General features: G+C 46.7%; 16 protein-coding genes. 14 read left to right on the top strand and 2 right to left on the bottom strand.

Annotated features, from left to right (window positions below):
* Positions 1 to 32: 32 nt before the first annotated feature.
* Positions 33 to 1223, bottom strand: a complete 1191-nt coding sequence (locus MHB82_RS25880; protein ID WP_341176179.1) for a cation:proton antiporter — start codon at positions 1221 to 1223, stop codon at positions 33 to 35.
* A gap of 375 nt (positions 1224 to 1598) precedes the next feature.
* Here MHB82_RS25880 and MHB82_RS25875 point away from each other — a divergent pair, with 375 nt between their 5' ends.
* The 5 genes from MHB82_RS25875 to MHB82_RS25855 all read left to right on the top strand — a co-directional run bounded on the left by MHB82_RS25875 (position 1599) and on the right by MHB82_RS25855 (position 4840).
* Positions 1599 to 2183 (top strand): DUF420 domain-containing protein, encoded by a 585-nt coding sequence (locus MHB82_RS25875; RefSeq protein ID WP_176476205.1) that lies wholly within the window; start codon positions 1599 to 1601, stop codon positions 2181 to 2183.
* A gap of 69 nt (positions 2184 to 2252) precedes the next feature.
* The gene (gpmA, locus tag MHB82_RS25870; protein WP_095361729.1) at positions 2253 to 2996 is read left to right on the top strand and encodes a 2,3-diphosphoglycerate-dependent phosphoglycerate mutase; all 744 of its coding nucleotides are present in this window, start codon (positions 2253 to 2255) and stop codon (positions 2994 to 2996) included.
* Positions 2997 to 3202: 206 nt separating this feature from the next.
* Positions 3203 to 3370: a hypothetical protein gene (locus tag MHB82_RS25865; protein WP_341176178.1), complete on the top strand. Its 168-nt coding sequence runs from the start codon at positions 3203 to 3205 to the stop codon at positions 3368 to 3370.
* Between the two features lie 150 nt (positions 3371 to 3520).
* The gene (locus tag MHB82_RS25860) at positions 3521 to 4429 is read left to right on the top strand and encodes an aldo/keto reductase (RefSeq protein WP_341176177.1); all 909 of its coding nucleotides are present in this window, start codon (positions 3521 to 3523) and stop codon (positions 4427 to 4429) included.
* 84 nt (positions 4430 to 4513) lie between these two features.
* Positions 4514 to 4840: a thioredoxin family protein gene (locus tag MHB82_RS25855; protein ID WP_341176176.1), complete on the top strand. Its 327-nt coding sequence runs from the start codon at positions 4514 to 4516 to the stop codon at positions 4838 to 4840.
* Between the two features lie 66 nt (positions 4841 to 4906).
* On the opposite strand, the gene bacA is transcribed toward MHB82_RS25855, so the two are convergent.
* Positions 4907 to 5719, bottom strand: a complete 813-nt coding sequence (bacA, locus tag MHB82_RS25850; RefSeq protein ID WP_095361731.1) for an undecaprenyl-diphosphate phosphatase — start codon at positions 5717 to 5719, stop codon at positions 4907 to 4909.
* Between the two features lie 217 nt (positions 5720 to 5936).
* On the opposite strand from bacA, the gene MHB82_RS25845 reads away from it, so the two are divergent.
* The 9 genes from MHB82_RS25845 (at position 5937) to MHB82_RS25805 (ending at position 17454) form a co-directional block, all read left to right on the top strand.
* Positions 5937 to 6569 (top strand): TetR/AcrR family transcriptional regulator, encoded by a 633-nt coding sequence (locus MHB82_RS25845; protein ID WP_127539797.1) that lies wholly within the window; start codon positions 5937 to 5939, stop codon positions 6567 to 6569.
* 131 nt (positions 6570 to 6700) lie between these two features.
* Positions 6701 to 7528: a substrate-binding periplasmic protein gene (locus tag MHB82_RS25840; protein WP_371264592.1), complete on the top strand. Its 828-nt coding sequence runs from the start codon at positions 6701 to 6703 to the stop codon at positions 7526 to 7528.
* Positions 7529 to 7558: 30 nt separating this feature from the next.
* Positions 7559 to 8203 carry an amino acid ABC transporter permease gene (locus MHB82_RS25835; RefSeq protein WP_095361733.1) on the top strand — a complete coding sequence of 215 codons (645 nt, stop codon included), beginning with the start codon at positions 7559 to 7561 and terminating at the stop codon, positions 8201 to 8203.
* Between the two features lie 16 nt (positions 8204 to 8219).
* Positions 8220 to 8966: an amino acid ABC transporter ATP-binding protein gene (locus tag MHB82_RS25830; RefSeq protein WP_341176175.1), complete on the top strand. Its 747-nt coding sequence runs from the start codon at positions 8220 to 8222 to the stop codon at positions 8964 to 8966.
* Positions 8967 to 9020: 54 nt separating this feature from the next.
* Positions 9021 to 9443 carry an OsmC family protein gene (locus MHB82_RS25825; protein ID WP_076311998.1) on the top strand — a complete coding sequence of 141 codons (423 nt, stop codon included), beginning with the start codon at positions 9021 to 9023 and terminating at the stop codon, positions 9441 to 9443.
* Positions 9444 to 9749: 306 nt separating this feature from the next.
* A complete protein-coding gene (locus tag MHB82_RS25820; RefSeq protein WP_095361736.1) occupies positions 9750 to 11540 on the top strand; it encodes a sensor histidine kinase in 1791 nt (596 codons plus the stop codon).
* Positions 11533 to 13122 (top strand): response regulator transcription factor, encoded by a 1590-nt coding sequence (locus MHB82_RS25815; RefSeq protein WP_341176174.1) that lies wholly within the window; start codon positions 11533 to 11535, stop codon positions 13120 to 13122. Before MHB82_RS25820 ends, MHB82_RS25815 begins: the two co-directional genes overlap by 8 nt.
* Positions 13123 to 13309: 187 nt before the next feature.
* A complete protein-coding gene (locus tag MHB82_RS25810; RefSeq protein ID WP_341176173.1) occupies positions 13310 to 16192 on the top strand; it encodes a glycoside hydrolase family 2 protein in 2883 nt (960 codons plus the stop codon).
* Positions 16193 to 16470: 278 nt separating this feature from the next.
* The gene (locus MHB82_RS25805) at positions 16471 to 17454 is read left to right on the top strand and encodes an ABC transporter permease (RefSeq protein WP_095361739.1); all 984 of its coding nucleotides are present in this window, start codon (positions 16471 to 16473) and stop codon (positions 17452 to 17454) included.
* The last annotated feature ends 2 nt before the right edge of the window (positions 17455 to 17456 follow it).

The raw sequence follows: 17456 nt of genomic DNA, 5'->3' as shown, positions 1-17456 counted from the left end.
CTATTAATAGTCATCATTCGGTAAAGGTGATACTATCCATTTAGATGAGCTTCCTCAATCCCTTGTTCAACACGAGCTTCTCCTTTTTTGCGAGCAAAGGTTATTTTGAGCAAAGGAGGAGTAACGAGCGTAGTTACGATAACCATGATGACAACGCTGGTAAAATATTCGGGGTCAAGCAAACCAGAAGCAAGTCCGGTTGAGGCAATGATAAGTGCAACCTCACCCCGAGAAATCATGCCAGAGCCAATGGCCAGGGACGAAACGCGATCGAATCCTGTAAGCCGTGCGCCGGCTCCACCGCCCAGCAGCTTCGTCACAATAGCAATTAAACTGATCGCAATGATAAACCAGATTTGGGAACCAACACCGTCAAAAGTAACATTCAGACCGATACTTACGAAGAATACCGGTACAAAAATACTATAGGCAATGGGCTCAACTTTGCTTTCAACTTCATGTTTGAAAGTGGTTTGAGAAATGGCAATACCCGCCGCAAATGCACCAATAATTCCGGCAACGCCCATCCATTCTGCGAAATAGGAAAATCCGAAACAGATGATTAATCCTGTAGTAATAACAGTCTCTGTAACTTTGAGAGGTGCCATCCACTTCATGATTCGAGGAACAAGGAACCAGCCGGCAGCGATAATAATAATAAAGAATAATAACTTTTTACCAATAAGCAGACTGATTGACGTGTCGCCTGCACCCGTACCCAGCAAGCTCATCATGACAGCAAGCAGTACAACAACCAGAACGTCATCGACTACAGCTGCACCGAGAATTGTAGTACCCTCACGTGAACTGAGCTGATCCATGTCCTTTAGTGTCTGGACGGAAATACTTACAGACGTGGCACAGAATAAAAGTCCAAAGAAAAGTGCATGAGTTTGGGACATTCCAAAAGCTATAGCAGCACCGTATCCTCCGATAAATGGAAGAATAATACCTCCGACGGCAACAGCGAAAGCTGCCTTCCAGTTTTTCTTCAGTTGCTCGAGGTCCGTCTCAAGTCCGGCAATGAACATTAATAGAAGTACACCAATCTCCGCCATATAATGAACGAAATCAGTTTGTTGGACCCAACCTAGAATGGCAGGTCCAAGAACAACACCTACAATCAGCTTACCCAATACGGATGGTTGACCGAGTCTAACGGACAGGTCCCCAGCAAGTTTGGTGAAAATCAAAATTAATGCAAGTACCAAAACAAATTCCATAAGTGCACTCCTCCCCAACAGTAGCGTCTATAGGATTTCCTCACCAAGAGCACTTGATTCCATTGTCCTGACACAAAAAAATGGCATAGAAAGGCTAGAATAACAGCCCTAATATGCCATAAAAAAGACAAAGAGGGGCCCTTGGTGACAGGCTCCTCCGATTTCAACGCGTATGTGATTATTTAATTTAATTATACCATAAACTCTGTTTTGGGTAAACCGGCGACTGCTGACATTTGGATGAAAACGAGCTGTTAAGGGCATTTTAAACGGGTATGCGTGCTTTTTGTTCAGAGTGTTGTCACTTAACAGGGGGCAGGCCGCGAGATATAATGACATAGAACATAGAAGTTAGCATATGAGGAGGATTTTGCTTTGGGCAAACATAACAAAGGGGATTCGAATATTCAATCCAATTCGGCCGCCCCGACAAGTAATAAAAATTTTGCAGGTATCATTATTACCATTTCCATTCTTGCCAATGTCATTATTTTATTGTTGTTCTTCGCACCTTCGATCGGATACAAAGGGGATGTTGCCTTTGATATCACGGTGCTGCCGCGGTTCAATGCGGTGTTTAACAGTTTTACTTTCATTTTCCTGCTTGCCGCGCTGATTGCTATTATCAAAAAGAACGTAAAGCTCCATAAACGGTTTATTCTTGCTGCGTTCTCAACAACATTGCTGTTTCTTGTCACGTATTTGTCGTTCCACTACCTCTCTCCGGAAACGTCCAAATACGGCGGGGAGGGCATTGTTCGCTCCATCTATTTCTTTATTTTGATCACTCACAGTGTTCTTGCAGCCATTATTGTGCCGCTGGCTTTGTTCACTCTCGTCTGGGGCTGGACAAACCAATTGAAGAAACACCGCAAAATTGCTCGCTGGACGATGCCGATTTGGCTGTATGTTAGTTCCACAGGGGTAGTCGTTTACCTGATGATGGCTCCATACTATTAATGTAGTTCATTTTCTGAGGCATATCTCGCCGAACATGTGGGTAATGATTTCGAGGAAGGAGGTACGGCAATGTACAGAGTGGTTTTAATTCGTCATGGACAGAGTATGTGGAATGTAGAGAACCGATTTACAGGCTGGACTGATGTAGACCTGACCAAGGACGGGTACGGTGAAGCCCGCAAAGCTGGCAAAATCTTAAAGGAACAGGGTTTTGATTTTGACTATGCTTATGCTTCGGTACTCAAACGTTCCATTCGAACACTGGACATTGCGCTTGATGAGATGGACCGGATGTGGATTCCGATCACAAAGACATGGAAGCTTAATGAACGTCATTACGGTGCTCTGCAGGGTTTGAATAAGCAGCAGACTGCTGTCAAATACGGAGAAGACCAGGTTATGGAGTGGAGACGTTCTGTTAGCGTATCTCCGCCGCCGCTGGATGAGACGGATGATCGTTATGTGCAGGACGTGGACAAGTATAAGCGTCTTGGCTGTACCATTCCCCGTACCGAGAACTTGATGGATACGTCCAAGCGGGTGCTGGAGTACTGGAACAGCGAGATCAAACCCATGGTGTCAGCTGGAAAAAGGGTACTGATCTCTGCGCACGGGAATACACTTCGTTCACTCGTTATGCATTTGGATGAGATGTCGGAAGCTGATGTCATGGCTCTCAACATTCCCACAGGCATTCCTCTTGTTTACGAGCTGGATGAAAATTTGCATCCCATCGGACACTTCTACCTGACTGCGGATGGTTCGACGTACAAACATGAAGAAATGACCCATGTAGCACCTCCATCGGATTGATCTCAAGTTAAAGATATAATGAAGTGACCTCTGATTTTTAGGGGTCATTTTTTTATGTTAATAATTAGGGAGCTCGCATTCAGGAGAGTTTCCTGCATCATCCCAAGGAGATATGACTGGCGTGACATATCCGTTTCGTTTTCCTCACAAAGGGTAAATTTCAAGCAAGACACGATGTACATCAATCCCTTAAGGAGGAGAAACACATGTCTAAAAAAAGCGGAATTATAATGACGGCTATTGGTGCTGGCGTAACCTATCTGATGAGGAACAAGCAGGCCAGAAATAAACTGTTTTCAACGGTTTCCGGCATGATGAAAGGCTCAAATTCTTCAAATGGAAGCAAAAAAGTACAGCGAGTAGACATCAATTAGACTCACGTTGTGAGTACATTAGCTAGGCCCGGAGCACTTCAAGTTCCGGGCTTTTCTGTGTTTATTCCCATTGCCCCCTCGGATGCGATTTTTACCAGGAAGAATGATACAATGGATACTTGCAGAACGTATGAAAGGGGATGTACACACATGAAGAAAAACCGTCTGGGCTCATCTGAACTGTACGTCGGAGAAATAGGACTGGGCTGTATGTCGCTCGGAACCGAAGTAGAACCGGCCATAAATCTGATTCATGAGGCACTGGATCGCGGCGTCAATCTGCTGGATACAGCTGACCTGTATGATGCAGGACGTAATGAGGAAATCGTGGGAAAAGCAATCCAGGGACGCCGCGAGCAGGTAATCCTGGCAACGAAGGTGGGCAACCGCCGATTGCCAGGGAAAGAGGGCTGGTCATGGGATCCGTCCAAAGCGTATATCAAGCAAGCTGTCCATGACAGCCTCAGACGCCTGCAAACGGATTATATCGACCTGTATCAGCTGCATGGCGGTACATTGGATGATCCAATTGAAGAGACGATTGAAGCCTTCGAGGAGCTGAAGCAGGAAGGACTGATTCGGTATTATGGCATATCGTCCATACGCCCTAATGTAATTCGGGAATATGTAAGGAGATCATCCATAGCCAGTATTATGAATCAATACAGCGTCGTGGATCGCCGGGCTGAGGAGGAAGTGCTGCCTTTGCTTGAACAAAAAGGGATCAGCGTCATTGCCCGCGGACCTGTTGCCAGCGGAGTACTCGCAGATTCCGGTGCTTCCAAGGTAGAGAAGGGTTATCTGGATTATACGCCCGATCAGCTGCTTGCCATTCGTGAAGGCTTGAGCCGCCTCGTTACGGACGAGCGGAGCATGGCGCAAACTGCGATTCGATACGCCTTATCCCATCCGGCGGTAGCTGCCGTCGTCCCTGGAGCAAGCTCCAGAACACAGCTGCTGCACAATATTGAGGCTTCGGCATCTGCACCCCTAACGGATGCGGAAATACAAGAAATAAGGGAACATTATCCGGCCAATCAGTACAAGCAGCACCGTTGACATCCAGTCTGCCTATTGCAATTGTAACTATTAGAGGTACAATAGAGGTCAACCATTAAGAATTGTACAAGGGAGAGAAGACATATGGAAAGAATTCAAAGTGAACAACAATACCGTGATATCATTAATTCAGACGGGCTGACCGTCATCAAATTCGATACAAACTGGTGCCCGGACTGCAAAAACCTCGACCGTTTTATTGGCGCAGTCATCGATCAGCACTCGGACAAAACCTTCTATGCAATGGATGCGGAGGAATTCCAACCGCTTGCTGAGGAAAATGCGGTACGCGGCATTCCAAGTTTGCTCGTGTTCCAAAACGGCAAGAAGATAGCCCACCTGCATAGCAAATGGGCAAAAACGCCTACGCAAATCTCCGAGTACCTGGAGACGCTGGAATCCAAAGTATAAGGATATGAAGAAGGCGACACCGGTTCCGGTTGGAACGCGTGTCGCCTTTTTAAATTGTTTTTTTAACTACATCATCAAAATGAAAAAGAATACAGCTGCCAGCACAAAGCGATAGATCGCAAAGACGGTCAGGCTGAGCTTTTTCAAAATGGACAAGAATGTCTTAATGGCAAGCATGGCTACGATAAATGCAGCGATAAATCCAATCGCAAAGATAGGGAAGTCGCTACCGTTCAGATGATCGATACTCTTGTAGAGGTCGTATCCTGTGGCTCCAATCATGATGGGAACGGACACCAGGAAGGTAAATTCAGCAGCTGCAACGCGGCTTACCCCTGCGAACAATCCACCAGAAATCGTTGAACCGGAACGCGAGAAACCTGGCCACAATGCCAAAATCTGAAAAAGTCCCACGACAAATGCCTGTGTATACGTAATATCGTCCACATCATGTGTTGTGATTCGGTGACTGCGGCGGCTCCAGCGCTCAGCTACAATCATCAAGACCCCACCGATGACCAAACTGTACAATACGGTCTCTGGCCCAAATAGATGTGCTTTGATCCAGTCGCGGAAAACAAGCCCAATGACTACAGCCGGTACCATCGCCAAAAAGATATGCACAAGGTTCAGACGTTGGGAGTAGCTCCTTTTGCCTCCGGTGAAACGGAACATATCAATGAATTTGTTCCAGTAGAGCACAACGACAGCAAGTACAGCACCGAGTTGAACAACCACTTCAAACGTTTTGACTGACTCGTTGTCCTCCGATAATCCCAGCAAGTGGGCGGTCAGAATCATGTGTCCGGTTGAGGACACGGGCAAAAACTCAGTCAAACCTTCGATGATGCCCATAATAATGGATGATAAAATGTCCAATGCTCTTCCTCCTTGAAATGCAGATGCAGAAGGTGGTCTGCTCTGCTTGACTGACAATGCTTGTTCAGCAGAACAAGGCTATCATCTATTATGATCAGAAACGTGTCCAACTTCAACTTATGCATTGAATTGATTGTTTAAAACCATATTGACAAAAACCTAGTTATCCCATAGGATATAGTTAACTGACTGACTGATCAATCGGGAGGGTATTGAAATGTCCAAAGTAAATGATAAGGAACCCGGAGAAGAACGCCGGGATCAGATTATACGTATTGCGATGCAGCGATTTGCGACTCATGGGTATCACCAGACCAAGATATCGGATATCGTTCGTGAAGCTGGTGTAGCTCAAGGGACGTTTTATTGGCATTTCAAGAGTAAGGAAGCCATCGCTGAAGAGATTGTGTTAACAGGCAGAGAGAAACTGCTTGAAGCTATCGGTCAGGGTTATCGCAAGGATGCAGGATCGGTTGAGGATATGGTCAAGGCGTCAGAGCGATTGTTCATCAGCTTGTTCTCTTTTGCCGCAGACAACCGTTACTTTATGGAGCTGCTGCTGAAAGGTATCGTGACCGAAGAATCAGTACGTCGTCTGGTTGAGGAGACACGCGGTGCTGTGGAGTCAGCGTTCCGCCATAACATGGAACGTGCCATTGAACTTGGCATGCTGCCACCTTCGATGGATGTGCCTGTACGGGCTGCTCTATTGGTGAGCATGATCGAAGGCATGATCTCCCGCTGGCTGTTTGGCTCTGCGGAGCTGCATGAGGGCATATCGGCTAAGACAGCTGAATCGCTTGCTGCGGAAGCATCCAGCTTTGAATTTTACGGTTTGCTGGGCACGTAATGATGTGCCTGTACCGAGGGCTTTTTTACATGATTGAGACAGAAGCAGGGAATAATGGATACAACTATTAACCACATGAATGAGAGGAAGTTAACATGATGAATAATGGAACACCAAGTAACGGCAAAAAGATGCGCAAAAGTTGGATGCTGACGGCAATTCTGCTTATGGTTGTACTGGTTGTAAGTGCATGCGGAAGCAAAACAACCGACAATGGCAGCAGTAATGGAGCACAAGCAAGTAATGAACTGGAACAGATCAAGTCAGCGGGCACCATGAAAGTAGGTATGATGGGTACATACCGTCCATACAACTTCCTGAATGACAACAAGGAGATGGATGGTTTTGATGCAGATATCGCACGTGAGGTTGCCAAACGCCTCGGGGTTGAAGTTGAATTTGTCTCCCAAGAGTTCTCTGGCCTGACACCAAGCCTGCAATCGAAAAAGATTGATGCTATTATCAGCCAGATGACGATCACCGATGAACGGAAACAGGCGCTGGATTTCAGTGAAGGCTATATTACCAATCAAGTCAAAATCATTGTGAAAAACGATAACAACGATATTACCAAACTCGAAGATTTCAAAGGAAAAACGATTGGTGTAGGTCTGGGCACAAATGATGAAACTTATCTGCGTAATGAAGTGCTGCCAAAAGTGGGAGACTTCACCATTAAGACGTATGACGATGTCATCACATCACTTAAAGATCTGGATGCAGGACGTATTGATGCAACAATCAACAACCTCTACGCGCTTAAACCCATTATTGATTCCAACGGATTCAAGATTAAGGCTGTAGGTGAACCGATCAAGAGTGACCAAGCCGGTATTGCTGTTCGGAAAAATAATCCGGAACTTGTTGCTGCGCTAAACGAAGCTCTTCAAGGCATGAAGGATGATGGCACGTACAATACCATTTTCAAAAAATGGTTTGGTGAAGAGCCTGCGCAATAATGACCGGCAAGGCGAAGGGAAGTTTGATCCATGGAACTGGTATTTGAGAATATCCCCTTCTTTTTGAAGGGGGCATATTACACGCTTTATGTGACCATAATATCAATGTTTTTTGCATTTTTGATCGGTGTGATTGTAGCTGTTGTCCGACTGAAAGGCCCACTATGGCTTCGGATGATCGCACGGTTTTACGTATCCATCATGCGGGGAACCCCGCTGTTGGTGCAATTATTCGTAATCTATTATGGATTGGTCGATTATGGCGTAACCTTGGGATCGCTCACGGCAGCCTGTCTGGGGCTGAGTTTGAATGCAGGTGCGTTCCTGTCTGAGACATTCAGGGGCGCCATTCAGGCTGTGCCGAAGGGGCAGACAGAAGCGGCTTATGCAACGGGAATGACTCCTTTTCAGACGATGAGACGGATTGTATTCCCTCAGGCAGTACGCATTGCCATTCCACCGATGGGCAACACGTTTATTGGTATGCTGAAGGAAACATCACTGGTGGCAACCATCGGTGTAACAGAGCTGCTGCGTTCAGCACAGTTACTGGTATCCCAATATGCGTTAAATATGCCGTTTTATCTGGCCATCGGTGTGATGTACTGGATTATGAGTATCGGCTTCTCGGCCATTCTGGAACAAGTGGAGCGCCGGTTGGCCCGGGCTTACTGATGGAGGGAGAGAACCGATGATTACAACAACTGGACTGAAGAAACATTTTGGAAATCATGAAGTACTTACGAATATTGACCTGCACGTGAATGAAAAAGATATCGTAGTCCTGCTAGGACCAAGTGGTTCCGGCAAAAGCACGCTGCTTCGCTGTTTGAATGGACTTGAAGAACTGTCCGGCGGAAAGATCGAAGTGAACGGCATTATCGTGGACAGCAATGATCCGCTGCGAGTTCAGCGCTCACGAGTGCTTGAGATCCGCCGTCAGACTGGTATGGTGTTTCAGCAATTCAACCTGTACCCTCACAAAACAGTACTGGGAAATGTGATGGAAGGCCTAGTGACGGTTAAGAAAATCAAGCGCGACGAAGCGGCCGAACGCGGACGTATTCTGCTGGATCGTGTAGGATTGTCGGACAAGGAGGATGCTTTCCCATCCCGCTTGTCAGGTGGACAACAGCAGAGAGTTGCGATCGCTCGTGCACTTGCCATGGAACCGAAAGTGATGCTGTTCGATGAGCCGACTTCAGCCCTTGACCCGGAACTTGTAGGCGAGGTTCTTTCGGTCATGAAGGAGCTGGCACAGGAAGGCATGACGATGCTGGTGGTCACGCATGAATTGAAATTTGCCCGGAATGTGGCCAATAAGATCGTATTTATGGCAGATGGTTCGATCGTGGAAGAAGCCAGTCCACAGGCATTTTTTGAACATCCGGAACAGGAACGAACACGAAGATTTTTGCAGCAAATTACTGAATTCTAAGTCTTCACGGATATGTGCAGATTGTAAACTATTCTAAGAAAGAAGGATAACAACATGAATGTAACAACCGTATGGAAAGGCAAACGCGCGTTTACTTCCGAAGGACCCTCTGGTTATGCTGTAGGCATGGATGCCACGGCTGCTTATGGTGGTGACAGCAAGGGTGCTACACCGATGGAACTGTTGCTTGCAGGTCTTGGAGGATGCATGGGGATCGATATTACGATGATTTTGGATGCCTTCCTGGACAAAATCACCGGAATTGAGATTGAAGCTCAGGGTACACGCAGTGAAGGGATGCCCAAAGGTTTTACATCCATTGACCTGATCTTCAAAGTCGACGGAGATATCCCGGATTATCGTATCTGGAAAGCCATCCAAATGGCTGAAGAAAAATACTGCGCTGTATCGGCTTCGTTGAGCGCGGATATTCATCCTAAACTGATTCTGAATGGGGTAGAGACACCCCGTCCTTAATTGATCAATAGCTTCAGCAAAAGGGTCTTGCGTTCATATCGCCATCTATTCGCGATGCAGCATATCTGCAAGCCCGGCCGCCATGCCCATGGCGGCCTTTTTATTGTTTTTGTAACACGAATACATCAATTGGTCACTGCAATTGAGCGGGAATGTATGCTAATCTAAGGGAATAATTGCCGAGATCACAAACCTGGAAATATAAGAGGTTATACGGGTTGTATGGTATGATAAGTGGAAATGCAGGAATTGATTGATCTTGCCATTTATATGTAAGCGCTTATATAGACAACGGAAGGTGCAGATATGTTAAGAAGGTTTATACGTGTATCGAACAATCTCAAATTGAAGCATAAACTGCTGATTTCCTATGTACTTGTCGTCATGATTCCGGTTCTGATCATAGGTCTTGCCGTGACCGGATATTTCCGGCAGCAGGCACTGGATAATGCGATCGGGCAGACAATCAACAACGTGGACAAGATCAAGAGCCAGACAGCCACATTACTGCGTGTGCCGACGGATATTTCCGATATTCTGATGTTCAATAACGAACTGAAGGAGATTGTGAACAAACGCTATTCCAGCGTAATGGAACTCACTTCTGCTTATTTGGCCTATAAGGATTTCCAGGAATACAAGCGACAATACCGTGAGGTGGCAGGCATTCGTTTTTATTCCGATAACCCCACCCTGATCAATAATCTGGAGTTTATCCCGTTGAACGAGCAGACGAAGCAAAGCTATTGGTATCAAAAAGCGCTGTTATCGACGAACACGGGATGGTTCTACATTCCGGACAAGGAAGATAATCCGGTTCACAAACTCAGCCTGGTGCGCAAAGTGCCTTTCCCTGAATATCGCACCGAGGGCGTACTGCTGATTGAAATCAATCAGGATGAGCTCAACGAATTGCTTCGACAGGAACCCTTTGAAACACTGATTGCAGATGAGCAGGGTTATGTTGTGGCTGCCAAAAATACGGATCTGGTGGGCAAAACGCTGGACGAGCTGGATTTTGGCGTCGATTTACAGAATCAGGCCAAGGGAACCCTGGAAGCTGATTTTCAGGGAGAGCCGTCCAATATTGTTATTGATGAGCTGCGCCCTGTGTCGAGTATGAACAGCTTGAAGGTGATCTCTGTCTTCGAGACCAAAGATATCGTCAAGGATGCCAATAAGATCAGTCTGATCGGTATGCTCTTTATCTCCCTTGTCTTAATCATTGCCCTCTTACTTGTATATATTATTTCATTCCTTACTTCGAACAGGCTGCTTCGTCTTAGCAAGCATCTGAACAAGCTGGCCCTTGGGGATCTGAATGTGACGTCCAGAATCGACGGAGACGATGAAATTGGACAATTATCGAGACAATTCAATTACATGGTTAAAAGCATAAACGAACTAATGACTCAGGTCGTTGAAACGACCGAGCAGAACAACCAATTGGAAATCGCGCAGAAAGAGATTAAACTGAAAATGATGGCGAGTCAGATTAATCCTCACTTTTTGTTTAACGCCCTGGAGTCCATTCGCATGAAAGCTCATATCAAAGGGGAGGCCGAGATTGCGAATATCGTCAGACTGCTCGGCAAACTGATGCGCAAGAGCCTTGAAATCGGGAGTGGCAAAACGACCCTCCAGGCCGAGCTCGAGATGGTTAGCTCCTACCTGGAGATACAGAAATTCCGCTACGGGGATCGGCTTGCCTTTCAGATTCATATCGATCCCGGAGCAGAGAAAATATATATTCCGCCTTTGATCGTTCAACCTCTGGTGGAGAACGCCATTGTGCATGGATTGGAGAATAAAGAGGGAACGGTCCATGTCAATGTAGATATTCGTCTGGTCAATGATGTGGTACAGGTTCGCGTCAATGATGATGGTGCCGGTATTACACCGGAGCGTCTTGCAGAGGTTATGCAATTTATCCGCGGACCGGAGGAGCAAGAGAAGAGCCGGATTGGGCTGCGCAATGTGCATCAACGGTTAACGCTGACATACGGTGAACCGTACGGATTACAGATTACGAGTGTGTATGGGGAAGGAACAGAGATTGTTTTTGAATTACCTTCAGGAGGGGAACCGCATGTATAAAGTATTTTTGGTGGATGACGAACCGAGCATACGCGAAGGACTGACAACGATCATAGATTGGGCCGAGTATGGATTTGAGGTGATTGCTACCGCAGCCAGTGGACGGGAGGCCATTACTCGATTTGATGAGCTTAAACCGGATCTGACCATTATCGATATCCGTATGCCGGGCATGACTGGATTGGACGTAATCGAAGAGGTGCGGAAACAACATCCGGGATCACATTTTCTCATTCTGAGTGGGTATGCCGATTTTGATTATGCCAAGAAAGCAATCAGCTTCGGTGTGGATGGGTACTTGCTCAAGCCTGTGGATGAAGAGGAGATCATCGGTGAGCTTCAGCGTATTGCTGCAGTGCTTACACGTGAGCAGGAAGCACTGGCACGTCATGCAGGTGAAGATACGGCATATCGGGAGCATCAGATCGAGGCACTTCTGTTTGATAATCTGGAAGGCGTCGGTCCCATCGAAGAGGATGCCCTAGGGTTGAAGTGGCCGCAATATCAGGTTGTGCTGTTAGAGATGCATACCGCACCTGATGTGCAGCGTGGAGGTGTAGTTAAACGCAAACTGGCAGAGGCTTTTGATCAAAAGGATCGGGGAATCGTCTTCTCTTATCATTCGGGTCTTGCCTTATTGTGCAAGGATCCAATCACATCAGCTTCATCTGCCGAGCATTTATATGATGAGCTGAAGCGGCTCCTCGGTGAATGGAACATTACGATGTACGGGGCAGCAGGCGAACCGGCCCATACCACTTCCGAAATTGTCAGATCCTATAAACAGGCGAACGGACTGCTGGCAGAACGTTTTCTATTTACCGAACAACGCATTATGTTGTGGAATGAAGAGCTTGCTGCTGAAGGAACAGCTGCTTCCATGATCGGCGAAGATGAAAGCGACGAGCCTGAAGAATCGGAACTGGCAGACAAGCTGTATTATGCACTCGACATACGCAGTATGGAATCTGTAATACGGGTGCTGGGTGAGATCGAGGAGCGAATTGTCCCTTACCACCGGACAGAGCAGGCAATCAAAACAGCGTTCTCTCAGGTTTTCTCCATGGCTATCAACAAACTGGCTGCCTCGAACCAGCATATGCAGTCGATTATGCAGGAACATTCTGTCCTGATTAACGAAGTATATCATCAATTAACGGTATCTGATCTGAAGGCAATGGCAGAAGGCCATCTAAGCCGTCTTATTCAACGTATGGGCGGTGGCAGTAAAGATACGGCACTAAAACAAATGATCGATTTTATTCGGCGTAATCCCGGGGAGAATCTCAAGCTGGAGGTTCTAGCTGAGGTGTTTAACTATAACAGCAGTTATCTGGGCAAGCTGTTCAAGAACCACACAGGGGAGTATTTCAACGCATTCCTGGACAAGGTTCGGATGGAAAAAGCGAAAGAACTGCTTGATGAAGGGTTAAAGGTTCATCAGGTCGCTGCAAGAGTAGGGTATGCTAACGTGGATTATTTTCACGGCAAATTCAAGAAATATGTAGGAGAGTCTCCTTCCGCGTACAAACATGCCAGATCCCAATCTAAAGATCAGCCTGAAGAGCCTGACGGCGTATAGTTCAGGTAAAATAGCTTTGCTTTTATATGTTAATTTTCTTTTCTTATGATATAAAACGTTTTCGATACTGCTTCATGTCTTATTTGCATCATGATATAGTCCATCGTCTTCCTTATATAAACAATGGTGACTTCCATTGGTACGTCTTAAACTGGAAGTATCTAATTCCGGACAAGGAGACAATCAGATGAGACCATCGGATATACAAGCTGTTCGCCATACGTTTGACCTGAAGGGGACCTGGAAGTTCTGTCTCGAAACAGACCTTGCCAATGGCGGGAGACCGCCAATTTCTGATGAATCCATATGGGGAACGATTCAGGTTCCAGGTTCCTGGGAAGAGCAGGGGTATGGAAACGAGCCGGATTATCACAGGATGGATACATGGACCAAAATACGTGAATACGAGGGTACTGCCTGGTACTCGACCATAGTAGATCTTCCAGTGTCAGAGCCGGACTGCGAGTATGTATTGAGACTTGAGGGAGTCAGATGGACAACAGATCTCTGGGTAAATGGACATCATGCCGGACAGCGTGACAGTCTGCTTGTGGCGCACGAATGGGACATTACATCCCTAATCCATTCGGAAGGGCAAAACCAGCTGGAATTGCGTGTGGACAATACGATGAAGCTGCCTTTGGCTGGAAGTCATATTCATTCCATCCATACGGCAACAGCGTGGGGCGGAATTACAGGCGGAGCCTATCTGGATCAGCTACCGTCTTCCCGAATCAAGCAATTGCATATCCAGCCTGACGCCGAGAACGGGATCGTAACGATCCGATATGATGTAAGCGCTAGCGAGTCACCCCTATCCAGTACATGTCAACTTCATGTGGATATTAGGCACCCTGATGGAAGCTGGCTTCCGAGGCAGAGCCGCACCATTGCTTCAATGTCTCTTCCGAATGAGGACCAACAATTTGAAGGGAGTTATGGCACGGAGCAGTGGGATCTTGATCTTGGCCAGGAGAAGGACATTGCCCTGTGGTCGGATAGATCTCCGAGGTTATATCAGGTCGTTGTCTCCTTGCAGAATGAGGGACGAGAGCTGGATCGGGTGGAACGGACATTCGGCATGCGTTCGTTCAGAGCGAATGGAAAAAAGCTTGAGTTAAACAGTGTGCCAGTATTTTTGCGCGGATACGTGGATTGTTGCATTTTCCCATTAACGGGTTATCCGGTCTGGGACAAGCAGCATTATGTACAGCAGTTCCGTACGGCAAAGTCTTACGGATTCAATCATGTACGTCTGCATGGCTGGAGTGCACCCCGGCCGTTCTGGGAGGCTGCAGATGAAGAAGGCATGCTTGTCCAGGCGGAACTTCCGCATTGGTCACGGTGGTTTGAGAATCGTGACGTGAAGGCACCGGCAGAGATCAGGCTATTTTTAACCCGGGAATTAAAAGGATTATTACATTCCTTGCACACACATCCTTCCTTTGTCATGTTTTCGTTGGGAAATGAACTGATTGGGCCTAACGGACATCCTGAATTGAATGATTTGGTAGAACTCGCTCGTTCACTTGACCCCACACGGTTATATACGGATAATACGGGCTTTGGTCAGCTGCCGGCTCAAGGCCGAAATGCAGACTTTTATATTCAGTCATTGAACTGGCATCCTCCACTGGAATCCGAGCTGTCTGCCGTACCGGACACCACGCTGGATTACCATGATGTCACCCGGCTTACAAATAATCCGGTCGTTGGGCATGAACATGCACAGTTCACCATGTACGTACGCCCTCAGGAGCGGGAGAAGTACACAGGCGTCCTGCGCCCAAGCTGGTTGGAGTCCATTGAAGAGTCCATTGGACGCAGAGGCCTGGCAGATGATGTGGAAGATTTTCAGCACGCAAGTGGCATACATCTGATGCGGTCCTTAAAGGAAGCAATGGAGCGAGTTCGCCGCACACCAGATGCAGCGGGCATACAGCTGCTTGATATCCGGGACTTTCCTGGACAAGGACATGCGACCACGGGAGTTCTGGACGTGTTTTGGGAGAGCAAGGGAATAGTGGAACCAGCAGCATTCAAGCAGTTTAACGAAAGCATTGTGCTCTTGCTGGGTAGCAGACAGCGGACCTACTATGCTGGTGAACCCATCCATATTGAAGCCAGCATATCTCATTATGGAGAGAAGCCGATTGTAGATGCCTCAATCCATTGGAAGCTAATCCGTAATCATATCATTGAGGATGAGGGTGAATGGGCACATGGAGATATCAGCTGTGGCTCTGTTGTTTCGCTTGGGCGTCTAACCATACAGGCACCTAAGCATGGGGCTGCTGCCTTTGTCATTGAAGCTGAGATCAGATCAGGCCATTCGGAGCTCGTTGCAGACAACGTCTGGCACGGTTGGTCTTTTCCGCATTATCATCCTCACGACCGATCTCATCGGATCTGCAATTGCGTGGGTGAGCTGCAACCATTTTTACTGGATTCCCACCATCGTCAGGTGGACCATCTGGATGGGAAAGACTTGATCAGCCAAAGTCAGATAGACTTGGTAATCATCTCTTCACTTACGCCTAATGTACTTGATTATCTGATGAATGGTGGCCATGTCTGGCTTCAGGCCAAACCGAATGAACTATATGATGCTGTAGACACCAAGTATCTGCCTGTATTCTGGAATTATCTCATGTTTGCAACACAGTCTGGAGCAACAATGGGAATGAATTTGCAGGAAAAGGTACCTTTGCTGGGCCGTTTCCCACATGATCAGGCTTCGGATTGGCATTGGTACCACCTGGTGAATGGTACTCCTGCGATATGCCTTGATTCGCTGCATGGAGTACGTCCCTCTATTGAAGTAATTGATCATTTTCACAGAGCCAAACGATTGGCATATGCTTTTGAGGCCAGAGTGGGGCGGGGGAAACTGCTAGTATCGTCTTTGCCGTTTGCCAATGTTTCCATGATGAAGCGTCCTGAAGCGGCCTTCCTGTTTCAGGAGATGATCGGGTACTTGTTGGGAGATCAATTCGATCCTGTTGCCACGATATCTACGGCTGAATTGCTTGGCATCGTCAAGCTGCAGACCATTCAGTTCACATTATGAATGAGAGGACCTGACCAGGTCCTTTTTCTATTCTCTAAAAATGAAGGTAAACGATTTCTATAAAACGTTTTCGGTATTTAGCATTTTAGATTATATCTACCTTTTTATGGCGTAAATTGTAGATGAAAGGCTTTAAAATACCTGATTTTGAGCAGATAATGTCGAATTCTGTGGGGGGATATCTAATTTTTATATGATTTTCTCTAAAATCCAGATGGTATTTTGAAAACGCTCTATCAGTTATGATGGATCTATAAAACAGAGGAGGGGGAACGGAGATGGAAACGCTAACAAAAAAATCCGCTTCCGCGAAAAGAAGCAGTAACCCCAAGCCGCCAACGAACAAACGGCGGAACGGAATTTGGGATAGCATCAAGCAGCAGAAATATCTCTATCTCATGTCACTGCCATTCGTAGTTTGGGTTTTTGTATTTAACTATCTGCCGCTATGGGGATGGACGATGGCTTTCCAAAATTTCAAACCAGCCAGATCGTTCAGCGACCAAGAATGGGTTGGTTTTAAACACTTTGTAGAGTTGTTTAGCGATGAGCGGTTCTATCTGGTACTTCGAAATACACTTGCAATGAGCTTAATGGGGCTGGTTGTCGGTTTTGTCGTGCCGATTTTCTTTGCAATTCTCTTGAATGAGCTCAAAGGCATGTTCTTCAAACGTGCAGTGCAAACGGTATCATATCTGCCTCACTTTGTATCTTGGGTCGTAGTTGCAGGGATTATTACCAAGATGCTTTCCACCGATGGCGGGATCATCAATGACATTTTGGTAGGTCTGAACATTATCGATCAGCCAATCCAGTTCATGGCGAAGGGGAACCTGTTCTGGTACATTGTAACCGCTTCAGATATGTGGAAGGAAACCGGCTGGAATGCCATCATCTATCTGGCGGCCATTACCGGTATTGATCAGGAGCTTTACGAAGCTTCCCGAGTGGACGGTGCGAACCGCTGGAGACAGATGTGGCACATTACACTGCCAGGTATTCGGACGACAATCTCCGTACTATTCATCATGTCCATCGGACACTTGATCAGTATCGGTTTTGAGAAGCAGTTCTTGCTGCAAAACAGTCTGGTATTAGACTACTCGGAAGTTCTCGATCTCTACGCACTCAATTATGGTTTGAACATGGGACGATTCTCATACGGTACAGCAATAGGTATATTCAACTCCGTTGTCAGTATCATCCTTCTGTTTACAGCGAACGGGTTGTTTAAGAAATTCACCAAAGAAAGCATCATGTAGGG

Origin of the sequence: Paenibacillus sp. FSL K6-2862, assembly GCF_038005125.1 — a bacterium.
Lineage (GTDB): Bacteria > Bacillota > Bacilli > Paenibacillales > Paenibacillaceae > Paenibacillus > Paenibacillus illinoisensis_A.
The sequence above is the reverse complement of the archived record's forward strand: the minus strand, read 5'-3'. Positions and strand labels throughout refer to the sequence as shown.

What these genes read in the sequence shown, in the direction of transcription:
- MHB82_RS25810 (WP_341176173.1), top strand. Translation starts at nt 13,310, where the DNA reads ATGAGACCATCGGATATACAAGCTGTTCGCCATACGTTTGACCTGAAG.
- MHB82_RS25860 (WP_341176177.1), top strand. Translation starts at nt 3,521, where the DNA reads ATGAAGAAAAACCGTCTGGGCTCATCTGAACTGTACGTCGGAGAAATA.
- MHB82_RS25840 (WP_371264592.1), top strand. Translation starts at nt 6,701, where the DNA reads ATGCGCAAAAGTTGGATGCTGACGGCAATTCTGCTTATGGTTGTACTG.
- MHB82_RS25865 (WP_341176178.1), top strand. Translation starts at nt 3,203, where the DNA reads ATGTCTAAAAAAAGCGGAATTATAATGACGGCTATTGGTGCTGGCGTA.
- MHB82_RS25880 (WP_341176179.1), bottom strand. Translation starts at nt 1,223, where the DNA reads ATGGAATTTGTTTTGGTACTTGCATTAATTTTGATTTTCACCAAACTT.
- MHB82_RS25805 (WP_095361739.1), top strand. Translation starts at nt 16,471, where the DNA reads ATGGAAACGCTAACAAAAAAATCCGCTTCCGCGAAAAGAAGCAGTAAC.
- MHB82_RS25820 (WP_095361736.1), top strand. Translation starts at nt 9,750, where the DNA reads ATGTTAAGAAGGTTTATACGTGTATCGAACAATCTCAAATTGAAGCAT.
- MHB82_RS25855 (WP_341176176.1), top strand. Translation starts at nt 4,514, where the DNA reads ATGGAAAGAATTCAAAGTGAACAACAATACCGTGATATCATTAATTCA.
- MHB82_RS25830 (WP_341176175.1), top strand. Translation starts at nt 8,220, where the DNA reads ATGATTACAACAACTGGACTGAAGAAACATTTTGGAAATCATGAAGTA.
- MHB82_RS25845 (WP_127539797.1), top strand. Translation starts at nt 5,937, where the DNA reads ATGTCCAAAGTAAATGATAAGGAACCCGGAGAAGAACGCCGGGATCAG.
- gpmA (WP_095361729.1), top strand. Translation starts at nt 2,253, where the DNA reads ATGTACAGAGTGGTTTTAATTCGTCATGGACAGAGTATGTGGAATGTA.
- MHB82_RS25835 (WP_095361733.1), top strand. Translation starts at nt 7,559, where the DNA reads ATGGAACTGGTATTTGAGAATATCCCCTTCTTTTTGAAGGGGGCATAT.
- MHB82_RS25825 (WP_076311998.1), top strand. Translation starts at nt 9,021, where the DNA reads ATGAATGTAACAACCGTATGGAAAGGCAAACGCGCGTTTACTTCCGAA.
- MHB82_RS25815 (WP_341176174.1), top strand. Translation starts at nt 11,533, where the DNA reads ATGTATAAAGTATTTTTGGTGGATGACGAACCGAGCATACGCGAAGGA.